Origin of the sequence: Vibrio tritonius, assembly GCF_001547935.1 — a bacterium.
GTDB classification, from domain to species: domain Bacteria; phylum Pseudomonadota; class Gammaproteobacteria; order Enterobacterales; family Vibrionaceae; genus Vibrio; species Vibrio tritonius.
On record NZ_AP014636.1, the window covers coordinates 128,396 to 143,628 of the forward strand.

The following is a 15,233-nucleotide window of genomic DNA, read 5'->3' on the forward strand; positions in this document are numbered from 1 at the left end:
AACTATAAATATATGAGGTAACTTTCATGGCAATTCGTCCTCCTTTCCGTTCAGATGTTGTAGGTAGCTACTTACGTCCAGACTATTTACATCAAGCTCGTGCTGATTTTAAAGCGGGTAACATTTCTCAAGGTGATCTGACCGAGGTGGAAAACCGTGCGATTACTGAGTTAGTTGAACAGCAAAAAGCGGCTGGCCTAAAAGTGATCACCGATGGTGAATTTCGCCGTGGTTTCTGGCATATCGATTTTCTAGAAAACCTAAATGGTATTGAAGGTTACGTACCAGACCAAGGTTACAACCAAAAATTCCATGGTAAAGCTGCGCCTTCATACAACATCCGTGTGATTGACCGAGTTTCTTTCAATGCAGATCACCCATTTCTTGGTCACTTCGATTTTCTAAAGAAAGCGGCTGAAACCGACGACTCGTTTGTCGCGAAAGCAACAATTCCAGCCCCAACCATGATTTTGCGTCAAGAAGTATTGGCTAACAACGATACGTCTAAACTGCTTGAAGTTTATCCAAACCTTGATGATTTCTATGCTGATTTGGCGAAAACGTATCGCGATGCGGTGCAAGCGTTTTATGCGGCTGGTTGTCGTTACCTGCAGTTTGATGACACAAACTGGGCATTTTTGGCCGACGCCAACAAACGTGCAGAGTTAAAAGAAAAAGGCATCGATGTTAACGATATCGCTAAAGTGTGTTCAGATATCATCAATGGAGCACTCGAAGGTAAGCCAGAAGATATGGTAGTGACCACTCACATTTGTCGTGGTAACCATGCTTCTTCATGGTTGTTCTCCGGTGGCTACGAGCCTGTGGCTGAACAGTTGTTTGCGACTAACTATGACGGCTATTTCCTAGAGTACGATAACGATCGTGCTGGGGATTTTGCGCCACTGCGTCACTGGGCAAATAACGGTAGCCGCATTGTGCTTGGCTTAGTGACTTCTAAGTTTGCTGACCTAGAAGATAAAGACTTAATTAAAGTTCGTATTCAAGAAGCTCAAGAATACGTACCACTAGATAACCTGTGCTTAAGCCCTCAATGTGGTTTTGCATCAACGGAAGAAGGTAATAAACTGACCATCGACGCTCAGTGGGCCAAAATTCGTTTGATCAATGACATTGTTGCAGAGGTATGGAAACAAGCGTAATTTCTTTTTAAAACAGCCAAATAAAACACTATAAAAACAGATCCGACATCTTTCGCGGTTGATTGCCCTCCCATTGGCTATCAACCGTTTTTTATTGTGCGTGACTTAAATACTTAATTCCTTGCCAATTTCCCCGTGATATCATCACTTTTTATTGTTTGTGAACGAACGGCTGAGGAGAAAAGAGCGTAAATGGAAAATGCAAAGCACCATTTTATGATTGGCTTATTGCTAAGTTCAACTACCGCTTTGTTTTGGGGCATGATTCCCATTGCGTTGAAATTATCGAGTGGTTTTGCTGACCCCGTGACCCTCACTTGGGCGCGCTTTACTTTTGCTGCTGTGGTGGTGTTTTTGTGGCAATGGCAACATCATAAACTCTACGAACTTCGGTCACTGAATCGTGCTGAATGGTTTCGTCTTATTGCTTCCGGACTGTTTTTAATTGTTAACTACACACTGTTTGCTTGGGGGCTGACTTATTTACGCCCTGAGGTTGCTCAGCTAGCAATGCAAGTCTCGCCTATTTTTATGGCATTAGGTGGCTATGTCTTTTTGAAAGAGCGTATTTCTCTTCCTCAAGCGGTTTGCTTTGGTGTGCTTATCGTTGGGTTGTTGATTTTTTTCCATCCAGTCTTGATGGGAACCTACGAGGGAGATATGCATACGCTTATCACGGGGTTAGTGATTATTTTTATTTCGGCGTTTAGCTGGTGTATTTATGCGCTTACCCAGAAAACGCTGTTTCATAAGTTGAGCTCATCCAATATCTTATTGATGATCTACATTCTCGCTACAGTCACGATGGCACCTTTTTCAACACCAAGTAAATTGATGACGATGAGTAGCGATGATACATGGGTCATGCTGTTTTGTTGTATCAATACCATAGTTGCCTATGGCGCGTTTACCCAAGCGTTACGTTATTGGCAAACTGTGCAGGTGAGCGCGGTTATCGCACTGGTTCCTGTGGTGGTGTTTGTGCTCACCGAGCTGTGTGTATTGTTTGGTTTGTGGTCAAATATCATTAGTGAATCCCATCTTGATTGGATAAGTTATTTAGGAATGATCCTTGTTGTTATGGCTGCTGTAAGCGTGCAAATTGTGAGTGCTCGGGCAGGACGTAAGAAAAAGGCCAAAGCCAAAGTTGTTGAAGCGCGTGCGGTGTAGATCCGCTATTTGGTAGAGGCAAATAGAGTAAAAAGGCAGATATGATTCTGCCTTTTTACGTTGGCTTAATTTTGTTCAATCAGTCAAATGTTGTATCTGGAAAAATCCACAAAGCATACCTAATGCGAGGGGTTACTACTTTATTGGATTACGCTTCAACCGGCTCTTTTGCCACATCAATCCACTTGGCAAGGCAAATCTCAGCTAAGCGCTTGGGCGTAATTTTGACTCCTGAGTTAGCATTGCCACCTGCTGGTAGAACGAAGTCGTAGCTTTTTAAGCTCTCATCACAGAATACGGCGACACCCACTTGAGTGGTGAAAGGGCAAACTCCTCCGGGGAAGAAACCGGTCAATGGCTGCACTTCTTCGCCCTTTAGCATCCGCGGTTTTAAACCAAACAAACGTTTAAATTTGCCGTTATGAATTTTGGCATCGCCAGCCATAACAATAAGAGCAACACCTTGCTCCAAATGTACCGATAAGGTTTTTGCTATTTGCCCCGGCTCGACACCAAAAGCTTGTGCTGCATCGGCAACGGTTGCGGTGCTTTCTGCTAATTCGGTGACTGTGATCTCTGGTGCTCGCTCAGCGAGAAATGATTTCACCTGTTCTACGCTCATAAGTTCTCCTTAACTTTGATTCAAGTGAGCCAAATTGATGCCACTATTGTGGCGGTATTAATCCATAATGCTTTTCGACTTAATTGCCTTTTTAGCCAATTCTTGGGCAAAAATACGGATGTCATTTTCAATAGCGATCGTTTTGGTGCGAATCTCATCTTCATCTATGTTGGTGAGTTTTCGGTTGGCCATCACTATTTTGCCATTAACAATGGTGTACTCGACGTTCGAAGGATTAGCTTGATATACCAAAGTAGCATAGGGATTGTAGTTTGGCATCATGTTCATCGAATGGGTTTCCACCACAATGACATCGGCTTTTTCCCCGGTTCTAATGAATCTATGTGATGTTGGTTTTTATAAGCCCCAATTACCTCATATATACAGAAATGGGCTTGTTAATGAACTTCCTAATGGAGAGTTATATTTGCTCCTGTTCTTTATTATTATCTATATGTTTTTATTGAGAATATTTATATTTAAGTACTACTTTATAGGTATGTACTCCTTTGTAAGTATTGGCTAATAAAGTTAATTTAAATCAATGATCCATTCGTATGCATCGTTAACACTGAACCCAATAAGAACTGTGTTGAGAGTGTTAGCAATGAGTACAACAACAAAACTGGTGATTGTCGGCAATGGTATGGTTGGCCATCGGTTCATCGAAGATTTAGTTGAAAAAACAGCGTTAAAAAATATCGAAGTGACGGTATTTTGCGAAGAGCCTCGTGTAGCATATGACCGCGTTCACCTTTCATCTTACTTTCATCATCACACTGCAGAAGAATTGTCTCTCGTTAAGCCTGACTTCTATGAGAAAAATGGTATCAATGTACTGATTGGTGAAAAAGCCATTCATATCAATAGAGAACGGAAGCTCGTTTTGTCTAACACGGGGCGCGAAGTTAAATACGATAAACTGGTATTGGCGACAGGGTCTTACCCTTGGATCCCTCCAGTAAAGGGATCTGATAATAAGGATTGTTTTGTTTATCGAACCATAGATGATCTTGATGCTATTGAACAGTGTGCGAAAAAGAGTAAAAGCGGTGTTGTGATTGGTGGTGGACTGTTAGGGTTAGAGGCAGCAGGTGCACTAAAAGCGTTAGGTGTTGAAACTCATGTTATTGAATTTGCACCAGTTTTGATGGCTGAGCAGTTAGACCAGCAAGGTGGTAAGCAACTGTGCAAAAAGATTGAAAGCATGGGCGTTCAGGTACATACCAGCAAAAATACCCAAGAGATCGTCTCGAGTGGCCATTGTGCACGAAATACACTCAAGTTTTCAGATGGTAGCGAATTAGAAGTGGATTTCGTTGTTTTCTCTACCGGTATTCGACCTCAAGATAAGCTAGCAAAACAAGCCAAACTTGAATTAGGTACACGAGGAGGCATTGCGATTAATGACCAATGCTTAACCTCCGATGATTCTATTTATGCGATTGGTGAATGTGCGTCTTGGAGAGACAAGTTTTTTGGGTTGGTTGCTCCGGGTTATAAAATGGCAACGATTGCGGTCGATCATCTGCTCGGCGGTGATAGCCAATTTACGGGTGCTGATATGAGTGCCAAATTAAAATTGCTTGGTGTGAATGTTGGTAGTATAGGTGACGCAAATGGACGTACTCTTGGTTGTCGAAGTTACGTCTACTTGAATGAACAAGAGGAAATCTACAAACGGGTTGTTGTTTCGCAAGATGGCTCCAAATTATTGGGTGCTGTGATGGTCGGGGATACATCCGACTATGGTGATTTGCTGCAACTGATGTTAAATGAGATTGAGTTGCCTGAACACCCAGACACGCTTATTTTGCCAGCCCATGCAGGGGCTGAAAAACCAACGTTAGGTGCTGATGCTTTACCCGACTCTGCTGTCATTTGCTCATGTCTTGATGTTACTAAGGCCCAAATTATCCAAGCTGTTGCGGATGGGCATCAAACCATAGAGGCGTTGAAAGCAGCCACGGGAGCTGGCACTGGATGTGGCGGTTGTTTGCCATTAGTTACATCGGTATTGAATGCTGAACTGCAAAAATCAGGAGTAGAGATTCGTCATGATCTTTGCGAACACTTTGCTTATTCCCGCCAGGAGCTTTTCCATCTCATTCGTGTCGAAAATATCCGAAGTTTTGAAGAACTGCTCCATAAGCATGGGCATGGCTATGGTTGTGAAGTCTGTAAACCAACGATAGGTTCGATTTTGGCCTCTTGTTGGGGAGAGCATATTCTAAAGCCGCAACATCTTGCTTTGCATGATACCCACGATAATTTTCTGGGAAATATGCAAAAAGATGGAACCTACTCAGTCATTCCTAGAATGGCTGGAGGAGAAGTAACACCGGAAGCTCTAGAGGTATTGGCACAAGTTGCAAAACAGTATGGATTATATACCAAAATAACAGGTGCTCAGAGAATTGGGCTATTCGGTGCACAGAAAGATGATTTACCTGCTATTTGGAGACAACTCATAGCAGCAGGATATGAGACAGGGCAAGCCTATGCTAAAGCTTTGCGAATGGCGAAAACCTGTATTGGGAGCACTTGGTGTCGTTATGGTGTTCAAGACAGTTTGGGGTTAGGAATTAAAATAGAGAATCGTTACAAAGGAATAAGAACGCCACATAAAATGAAGTTTGGAGTCTCGGGATGTACGCGAGAGTGTGCTGAGGCCCAAGGTAAGGATTTGGGAATAATAGCAACCAGTGCTGGATGGAACATGTATGTTTGTGGTAACGGTGGCATGACCCCTCGTCATGGCGACTTATTAGCATCGGATCTTGATGAACATACGCTCATTCAATACATCGATCGATTCATGATGTTTTACATTCGTACAGCAGATAAACAGCAACGAACTTCGGTATGGTTATCGAATCTTGAAGGCGGTATCGATTACCTGAAAGAGGTGGTCATTCACGACAAGTTGGGCATTAATCAGCAACTTGAAGAAGACATCATGTCCTTGATCAATACTTATCAATGTGAATGGCAAGAAACCTTGAATAACCCTGAGCAATTAGCACGTTTTTCTCACTTTATTAATAGTGATAAGCGTGATGACAATGTAGTGTTTGTTTCTCAACGTCAGCAACATAGACCCGCTACATGGACCGAAAAGCACCCTAATTTGAAAGGCAATATTTTGCATGTAACGGTAGAGAGTGAATTATGAGTCATTGGCAAAAAGTGTGTAAGAAAATACAAATTGTTCCGGGAACTGGAGTTTGTGCATTAGTCGAGTCACGACAGATCGCTATATTTCGTCCTGATGATTCGGACCAAGTTTTTGCGATCGACAATCAAGACCCATTTGCTCAATCAAATGTACTGTCACGGGGTATCATTTGTGAGCATAATGGGGAACTTTGGGTGGCTAGTCCATTGAAAAAGCAGCGTTTTCGATTAAAAGATGGGGTATGCATGGAGAACAAGGATATGAGTGTTCATGCTTATTCTGTAAGGGTCAATGAAGGGATGGTTGAGATTGATACGTCAGCCATGATGAATTGAACATTTGCGTTTATTTACACTGATATAGTGTGATGATTTTAAGGGTCTTAGTGAGGCACATTGATGCCGACTAAGACCCTTTTTTATCGTCGATATAAAGAAAGTAGTCTATGCAAAACTCACCCTATGGGGTTCGGCTGAAGGTCAATTTGATGACCTACTCCTTAATAGATTTAGTATGGTGTTTTGTCTGTTTAATATTTGATTTATTCATTTAAAATATTGAATATATAGAACATTTGCATGACTCAAAACTACTCCTAAGGGAGTATATATGGTGTTATGGAGCCATTTCATCACACGACTACATTGACGTATATCAACTATAACCTTGCTCGTTGTAGGTACAAATTCACACAGACTTAATGTTACTGAGGAACGAACAATGTCTCGTGTGTATCCCCAATCTAACAATGAACAAAGTAAAACTCTGACCCATTGGCAACCAGAAGATGAAAAATTTTGGTCAACACAAGGTGCTGGTATAGCGCGTCGAAATTTGTGGATTTCTATTCCGTGCTTACTCCTTTCATTTTGTGTTTGGATGCTTTTTTCTGCTGTTGCTGTAAACCTAAATGCTGTTGGCTTTAATTTTTCTACTGATCAATTATTTCTTTTGACTGCGTTACCTGCTGTGTCTGGAGCGATTGGTCGAATTCCTTATTCATTCATTGTTCCACTCATTGGTGGACGTCGTTGGACGGTAATCAGCACTCTTATTCTCATCGTGCCTTGTTTGTGGCTTGCATATGCAGTGCAGCATCCACAAACGTCGTTCGTCCAATTTGTCATGATTGCCCTGTTATGTGGTATTGCCGGTGCCAATTTCGCGTCTAGTATGGCCAATATCAGCTTCTTCTATCCAAAAGTTCAGCAAGGTAAGGCTCTCGGATTGAATGGCGGTCTTGGAAACTTAGGTGTCAGCGTAATGCAGCTTATTGTGCCATTGGTCGTAACATTGGGGCTGTTTGGTGGAATTAGCACTGGTGTTTTGCAGCCTTCAGGTGATGTCCTTTATTTAGCTAATGCTGCTTTAGTGTGGGTTCCATTTCTAATTGTGTTGTCGCTTATTGCTTGGTTTGGGATGAATGACCTTAAAACCGCTCAGGCATCGCTACGGGATCAGTTACCAGTGCTAAAGGAACCCCATCTTTGGAGCCTTAGCATATTATATCTGGCGACATTCGGTTCTTTTATCGGGTTTTCTGCTGGGTTTTCTATGTTATCCAAAACGCAGTTTCCTGATTATCACATCATGACTTATGCCTTTTTTGGACCACTAGTTGGCGCGTTGGCAAGACCATTAGGTGGTGTTTTATCTGATCGCTTTGGCGGCATTCGAGTGACGATTTTGAATTTCATCGCTATGGCACTACTAACTGCTGGCATTTTTATCACATTACCATCAACAACGCAGGCGGGGTCATTCTACCTATTTTTCGCTATCTTCATTGGTTTGTTTGCCACATCAGGATTAGGGAGTGGATCTACGTTCCAGATGATTGCGGTCATTTTCCGACAAATATCATTAATGAAAAGCCGTTCGTTGAATTTAGATGAGGAGACGTCGTTACGCAAATCGTCTACTGATTCTGCTGCTGCACTTGGTTTTATTTCTTCAATCGGAGCGATCGGGGGGTTCTTTATTCCTCGAGCCTTTGGCCTATCTCTGTCGTTAACAGGTTCCGTGTTGATTGCGATGAAGGTATTTCTCGTATTTTACATTGGTTGTGCCTTGTTGACGTGGTGGGTTTATGGTCGACGCCTGACCCAATTTGCGACCAAGAAAAAGGTTGCGTAAGAGAGCTACTCACTAATAGTTCTACCTCTCTCATACCTAATGTAATAAGTAAATTAATATAAATTAATTAAATAAAAACAATACCTTAAATATATTTATTGCCATACCTAATTAGGAGTAGCTGGTATAGATGTTAGTCAGTGTCGCTTGGCGATTTTGATGTAAGTCAAAACTAGAGGTTCGAGCGACATTATGCTGCCCAGTCATCACTGATAGGTATTGCTATCTGAAGCAAAGGAGACAGCTCTATGAGCAAATTTCTCGATCGTTTTCGTTATTTTAAACAGCGAGGCGACACTTTTTCGAACGATCATGGGCAAACCTATGATGTAAACCGTGATTGGGAAGACAGCTACCGTAGCCGTTGGCAACACGATAAAGTTGTTCGTTCGACTCATGGAGTGAACTGCACAGGTTCGTGTAGTTGGCAGATTTTTGTTAAAAACGGTTTGGTTACATGGGAAACACAACAAACGGATTATCCCCGCACTCGTCCCGATTTACCAAACCATGAACCTAGAGGCTGCCCGCGAGGTGCGAGTTACTCTTGGTATCTTTACAGTGCTAACCGAGTGAAATATCCCATGATTCGGCAACAATTGCTCGAATTATGGCGAGCTGCTAAGCAGCAATATACGGATCCGGTCGAGGCTTGGTCGTCTATCGTTGAAGATAAAACCAAAACAGCAGCGTACAAGAAAGTTCGTGGGCGTGGTGGAATGGTGCGTACAGATTGGAATGAAATGAATGAACTCATTGCAGCAGCCAATGTATACACAACTAAAACACATGGCCCTGACCGTATTGTGGGTTTTTCGCCAATCCCTGCAATGTCAATGATTTCGTACTCTTCTGGAGCGAGATACCTTTCTCTAATTGGTGGTACAACACTTAGTTTTTATGATTGGTATTGCGATTTACCTCCAGCTTCGCCAATGACTTGGGGAGAGCAAACGGATGTACCAGAATCAGCTGATTGGTATAACTCGAGCTATATCATTGCTTGGGGTTCAAATGTTCCACAAACCCGTACACCGGATGCGCACTTTTTTACGGAGGTTCGCTACAAAGGTACCAAGACGGTCGCCATAACGCCTGACTATGCAGAAGTGGCCAAATTATCAGATGAATGGCTCAGTCCTAAACAAGGCACGGATAGCGCGTTAGCATTGGCGATGGGACATGTCATTTTGACCGAATTCCACCAACGCCGTTCGGTTCCATATTTCCAAGATTATTTGCGTCGTTATTCAGATATGCCAATGCTTGTTTTGTTAGAGAAAGACAAGAGCAATGGGTATATGGCGGGGCGTTTTTTACGTGCTGATGACTTGGTTGATCATTTGGGTGAAAAGAATAATCCTGAGTGGAAAACCATAGCTATTGATAGCGAGACGCAGCAAATGGTGGTCCCACAAGGGTCGATTGGATTCCGTTGGGGAGAAAAAGGACGATGGAATCTTGAAACGGTTGTTGGAGAAGATAAGCGGGACGTCACATTAAGTTTAGGAATTCAGCAGCCGGACACCTATGAAACGGTGAAATTCCCATACTTTGGTGGTATTGAGTCCGAGAATTTTAAATCAGTAGCACTGACCGATGTGATAGAACATCGTCTACCAACTAAATCCATTACTTTAAGTAACGGTGATGTCGCTCAAGTCACCACAGTCTACGATCTTATGCTTGCCAACTATGGTGTCGATCGTGGACTGGGTGATGATGCATGCGCTCACGATTATGATGAAGTAAAAGCGTATTCACCAGCTTGGGCCGAAGAAATTACTGGCGTAAAACGTGAGCGTATCATCCAGCTGGCAAAAGAGTTTGCTTCAAATGCGGAAAAAACACATGGTCGTTCGATGATCATTGTTGGCGCTGGTGTTAACCATTGGTATCACATGGATATGGCTTATCGTGCCATGATAAACATGCTCGTTTTCTGTGGTTGTGTTGGCCAAAGTGGTGGTGGCTGGGCTCACTATGTTGGACAGGAAAAACTGCGACCACAAACTGGATGGTTGCCACTAAGTTTTGCCTTGGACTGGCAAAAGCCACCACGTCAAATGAATACAACCTCGTACTTTTATAATCACTCAAGTCAGTGGAGGTATGAAACGGTTGCAACCAACGATCTCTTATCTCCACTGGCGAACAAAGATAAGTACAGCTCTCATTTAATTGATTTGAATATTAAGTCAGAGCGGATGGGGTGGTTACCATCTGCGCCTCAGTTAAATGTTAACCCCTTAACGATCGCGCAACGGGCGAAAGAAGCAGGAATGGAGCCTGTTGATTATACCGTTGAGGCGTTAAAAGCGGGTGATATCCGTTTTGCTTGTGAGCAACCAGAACAACACCATCCACGTAACATGTTCATTTGGCGCAGTAATTTGCTTGGTTCGTCAGGTAAAGGGCATGAATACATGCTCAAATACTTGCTTGGAACTGAGCATGGTATTCAAGGAAAAGATCTCGGTTCTTATGCTGATACTCGTCCACAGGAGTTAGAGTGGCAAGAGCAAGCGAAAGAAGGGAAATTGGATCTTGTCGTGACATTGGATTTCCGTATGTCGAGCACATGTTTGTATTCTGACATCGTTTTGCCAACGGCAACTTGGTACGAAAAGAACGATATGAACACTTCGGACATGCATCCGTTTATTCACCCATTCTCTCAGGCAGTTGACCCTGCTTGGGAAGCTAAGTCCGATTGGGATATCTATAAAGATATTGCCAAGACTTTTTCTAAGGTGTGTGAAGGGCACTTAGGCGTTGAAACCGATGTCGTGACACTAGCCATTCAGCATGATAGCGAAAGTGAAATAGGGCAAGCATACAGTGGACTCGATTGGCGTCACGGTGAGTGCGATCTTATACCAGGAAAAACAGCGCCGAAAATTATCCCTGTTGAACGTGATTATCCAAATACAGGTGCACGTTTCTGTTCAGTTGGTCCTCTGCTTGAGAAACAAGGTAATGGTGGTAAAGGAATTAGTTGGAATACAGAAGTCGAAGTTGATCTGCTGAAAAAACTTAATGGTGTTCATAATGATGGCCCGACAAAAGGTCGTCCGAAATTGAACTCAGCGATTGATGCAGCGGAAATGATTTTATCGTTAGCTCCTGAAACTAACGGTGAGGTTGCTGTGAAAGCGTGGCAGGCATTGGGGAATATTACTGGGCGAGATCATACTCATTTGGCCGTTGGAAAAGCCCACGAAAAAATTCGTTTTCACGATATTCAGGCTCAACCTCGTAAAATCATAACAAGCCCAACTTGGTCCGGTATTGAAGATGAACATGTTTCTTACAGTGCCTGCTATACCAATGTGAATGAACTTATTCCGTGGCGCACGTTAACGGGGAGACAACAGTTGTATCAAGACCATCAGTGGATGCGCGATTTTGGTGAAAGCTTAGTTGCCTATCGTCCGCCGATCGATACTCGTGCCGTAGAACAGATTAATGAACGTCACTCTAATGGCAACCCAGAGCTAGCTTTAAACTTTATTACGCCACACCAAAAATGGGGAATTCACTCAACCTACAGCGACAATTTGCTGATGCTGACTCTCTCTCGTGGTGGTCCCATTGTGTGGATGAGTGAAGATGATGCTAAGACATTAAATATTGCAGATAACGATTGGATTGAAGCGTATAACGCGAACGGTGCATTAACGGCCCGAGCAGTCGTGAGTCAACGTGTGCCGAAAGGACTAGTAATGATGTATCACGCCCAAGAGCGTTTAGTGAATATTCCAGGCTCTGAAGTTACTGGTCAGCGGGGAGGTATTCATAACTCCGTGACGAGAATATGTCCTAAGCCAACCCACATGATTGGGGGGTATGCGCACCAATCGTATGGATTTAACTACTACGGGACGGTTGGATCAAATCGTGATGAATTTGTCGTCATTCGTCGCATGAATATCGTGCAATGGCTTGATGATGAAAATGAGTCATCGGACATCCAGCAACCGTCAGTGAAGTAGGAGATAGCACTATGAAAATTCGTTCACAAATTGCAATGGTTCTAAATCTAGATAAATGCATTGGTTGCCACACGTGTTCGGTTACCTGTAAGAACGTATGGACCAGCAGAGAAGGTATGGAATACGCATGGTTCAACAATGTAGAAAGTAAACCTGGAATTGGTTATCCGAATGACTGGGAAAATCAAGAACGCTGGAAAGGTGGCTGGATTCGAACACTCAAAGGACCTTTGAAATTACGGCAAGGCAACAAAATTGGGATTCTATCCAAATTGTTTAACAATCCCCATATGCCAAGCATAGATGATTATTATGAACCGTTTACGTTCGATTATGACCATCTACAAAAAGCACCTCAAAGTCGACATCAGCCCATTGCTCGTCCTCGTTCATTGCTCACGGGTCAGCGTATGGAGAAGATTAATCATGGGCCTAACTGGGATGATGTTCTCGGTGGCGAGTTTTCTAAACGGGCGGCTGATTACAACTTCAAGCAAATGCAGGAACAAATGTATGGTGAGTTTGAAAATACATTCATGATGTATTTGCCTCGTTTATGTGAGCACTGCTTAAATCCGGCCTGTGTGGCAAGTTGTCCTAGTGGCACTATCTACAAGCGTGAAGAGGATGGAATCGTCCTTATCGATCAAGACAAATGTCGTGGATGGCGAATGTGCGTGAGTGGCTGTCCGTATAAAAAGATTTATTTCAACTGGAAAAGTGGGAAGTCAGAAAAATGCATTTTCTGTTACCCGCGTATTGAAGCTGGTATGCCAACGGTTTGTTCTGAAACATGTGTTGGGCGTATTCGTTACTTAGGCGTGATGTTGTATGACGCCGATCGAATTGAAGAGGCTGCGTCGGTTGAAAATGAGCAAGATCTCTATGGTAGTCAACTTAGTGTCTTTTTAGACCCTCACAATCCTGAAGTAATCCAAAAAGCTCGTGAGCAAGGACTTGACGAAAGTGTGCTTGTTGCAGCGCAGCAATCGCCTGTATACAAAATGGCGGTTGAATGGAAGTTGGCATTACCGCTGCATCCGGAATATCGCACCTTGCCTATGGTGTGGTATGTGCCGCCATTGTCGCCAATCCAATCGGTGATTGACGCTGGTTATATACCAACAGAAAACGGATTGCCGGATATTGATAGGTTACGAATTCCGATGAAATATTTGGCTAACCTGATGACTGCGGGTGATACCAAGCCAGTGGTGCATGCCATAAAACGTTTGATGGCTATGCGTCATTACAAACGCAGTGAAACGGTAGAGAAAAAAATTGATACGACCGCTATAGACGAAGTTGGTTTAACAACAGAGCAGGTTGAAGAAATGTATCGGTATCTCGCTATTGCCAACTATGAAGATCGCTTTGTTATTCCTTCAGGCATGCGTCATCAAACAGAGAATGCGTTTTCAGAATCGAACGGTTGTGGATTCAGTTTTGGGGATGGTTGTCATGGTAGTGATAATCGCGTGAATTTATTTAATAGCAAGCGAATTGATGCAATTGATATTACGTCGAGGGAAAAATAATGCTGAGTTTACGAATCATTTCTCGCTTACTTGATTATCCCAATCAAGAGCTATGGGAGCATTTATCAGAGATATTTGAGAATGTAGATGAATGTACTGAGCTGACCGAAGAGAACAAGACGAAATTAAAATTCTGGATAGCACAGAATAAACAAACACGCTTATTTGATGCACAAGCGGAATATTGTGGATTGTTTGATCGGGGACGAGCGTTGTCGTTATTGTTGTTCGAACATGTTCATGGCCAGTCACGTGACCGCGGTCAGGCGATGGTTGATTTGATGCAACAATATCAGCAGGCTGGGTTGGAATTGGATGCAAAAGAATTACCTGATCATTTACCTTTATATCTTGAATACTTGGCAACATTATCGCAAGAGCAAGTGGAACAAGGGCTAAATGATATCGCGCCTATTCTCGCACTATTAGCAGAGCGTTTGAGCCAAAGAGAAAGCCATTATTCGTTGCTAATGATGATATTGCTATCACTAACCACAGTGACGTTAAATCAAAAACCACTAAGTGAAAAAGTCAGTAAAGAAACACGAGATGATACACCTCAAGCACTTGATCAAGTATGGGATGAAGAACAAGTTACCTTTATGGATAATGCTGCGTGTGATTCTAACACGCAGCAACATCAGAGGCGTTTTGCCAACACTATCCAACCACAATATTTGGATATCAACTCATTGATGGGGGAAGAATAATGTTACTTTTGAACGAGCTGTTGTTCGGAGTGTATCCCTATATCGCTGTTGTCGTCTTTCTAATAGGTAGTTGGCTGCGATACGATTATGGGCAGTATTCATGGCGAGCCGGCTCAAGCCAGTTATTGGATAACCATGGAATGCACATTGCATCTAACCTATTTCACATTGGGATCATTGGTGTATTAGGTGGTCATGCTTTTGGTATGTTAACGCCGCACTGGGTTTATGCTGGATTTTTATCAATCGCGTTAAAACAAAAATTGGCCATGTTTGGTGGAGGGTTCTTCGGACTATTAACCCTGATTGGCGGATTGTTACTATTAAAACGTCGCCTATACAATCCTAGAGTGAGAGCATCTTCTTCATTCGCTGATATTTTTATTCTCCTATTGCTTGTGGTTCAAGTGAGTTTGGGGTTATTGACGATTCCATTTTCAGCTCATCACATGGATGGTTCTGAAATGTTGAAGTTTATGGAGTGGGCTCAAGCAGTTGTATACTTTCGAGACGGAGCTGCGGAACATCTGATTGATGTTGCGTGGGTATTTAAACTGCATATTATTTTGGGTATGACACTGTTTGTCGTCTTTCCATTTTGCCGTTTAGTTCATGTATGGAGTGTGCCCGTTGAATATATAACGCGTCGCTATCAGGTAGTTCGCTCCCGTCGTTGATTTGAATAAAAAATATGTTGTAAAAAGGGGAAGCTGATTAGTTT

Annotated in this window: 10 protein-coding genes and 1 pseudogene; 9 read left to right on the forward strand and 2 right to left on the reverse strand. The window is 42.8% G+C overall.

Features of this window, described 5'->3' with window-relative positions:
- The first annotated feature begins 26 nt into the window (after positions 1–26).
- Both JCM16456_RS15845 and JCM16456_RS15850 read left to right on the forward strand, forming a co-directional pair.
- Positions 27–1,163 carry a 5-methyltetrahydropteroyltriglutamate--homocysteine S-methyltransferase gene (locus JCM16456_RS15845; RefSeq protein ID WP_068716294.1) on the forward strand — a complete coding sequence of 379 codons (1,137 nt, stop codon included), beginning with the start codon at positions 27–29 and terminating at the stop codon, positions 1,161–1,163.
- Between the two features lie 192 nt (positions 1,164–1,355).
- On the forward strand, positions 1,356–2,333 hold the full coding sequence (locus tag JCM16456_RS15850) for a DMT family transporter (RefSeq protein ID WP_068716295.1): 978 nt from the start codon (positions 1,356–1,358) through the stop codon (positions 2,331–2,333).
- A 148-nt stretch (positions 2,334–2,481) separates the two neighbouring features.
- On the opposite strand, the gene JCM16456_RS15855 is transcribed toward JCM16456_RS15850, so the two are convergent.
- Complete coding sequence (locus tag JCM16456_RS15855; protein ID WP_068716296.1) at positions 2,482–2,955, reverse strand: YbaK/EbsC family protein; 474 nt, start codon at positions 2,953–2,955, stop codon at positions 2,482–2,484.
- A gap of 57 nt (positions 2,956–3,012) precedes the next feature.
- Positions 3,013–3,291, reverse strand: a pseudogene (locus JCM16456_RS15860) (amidohydrolase); the annotation flags it as partial.
- 271 nt (positions 3,292–3,562) lie between these two features.
- Here JCM16456_RS15860 and nirB point away from each other — a divergent pair.
- The 7 genes from nirB to narI all read left to right on the forward strand — a co-directional run bounded on the left by nirB (position 3,563) and on the right by narI (position 15,189).
- Complete coding sequence (gene nirB / locus JCM16456_RS15865) at positions 3,563–6,130, forward strand: nitrite reductase large subunit NirB (protein WP_068716299.1); 2,568 nt, start codon at positions 3,563–3,565, stop codon at positions 6,128–6,130.
- A complete protein-coding gene (nirD, locus tag JCM16456_RS15870; RefSeq protein ID WP_068716301.1) occupies positions 6,127–6,468 on the forward strand; it encodes a nitrite reductase small subunit NirD in 342 nt (113 codons plus the stop codon). Before nirB ends, nirD begins: the two co-directional genes overlap by 4 nt.
- Positions 6,469–6,853: 385 nt before the next feature.
- On the forward strand, positions 6,854–8,269 hold the full coding sequence (locus JCM16456_RS15875) for a NarK family nitrate/nitrite MFS transporter (RefSeq protein WP_068716303.1): 1,416 nt from the start codon (positions 6,854–6,856) through the stop codon (positions 8,267–8,269).
- 248 nt (positions 8,270–8,517) lie between these two features.
- A complete protein-coding gene (locus JCM16456_RS15880; protein WP_068716304.1) occupies positions 8,518–12,264 on the forward strand; it encodes a nitrate reductase subunit alpha in 3,747 nt (1,248 codons plus the stop codon).
- A gap of 11 nt (positions 12,265–12,275) precedes the next feature.
- Positions 12,276–13,802, forward strand: coding sequence for a nitrate reductase subunit beta (narH, locus tag JCM16456_RS15885; protein WP_068716306.1), 1,527 nt, complete (start codon positions 12,276–12,278; stop codon positions 13,800–13,802).
- The gene (gene narJ / locus JCM16456_RS15890) at positions 13,802–14,512 is read left to right on the forward strand and encodes a nitrate reductase molybdenum cofactor assembly chaperone (RefSeq protein WP_068716307.1); all 711 of its coding nucleotides are present in this window, start codon (positions 13,802–13,804) and stop codon (positions 14,510–14,512) included. The genes narH and narJ overlap by 1 nt, the downstream gene beginning before the upstream one ends.
- On the forward strand, positions 14,512–15,189 hold the full coding sequence (narI, locus tag JCM16456_RS15895) for a respiratory nitrate reductase subunit gamma (RefSeq protein ID WP_068716308.1): 678 nt from the start codon (positions 14,512–14,514) through the stop codon (positions 15,187–15,189). The genes narJ and narI overlap by 1 nt, the downstream gene beginning before the upstream one ends.
- Positions 15,190–15,233: the final 44 nt, after the last annotated feature.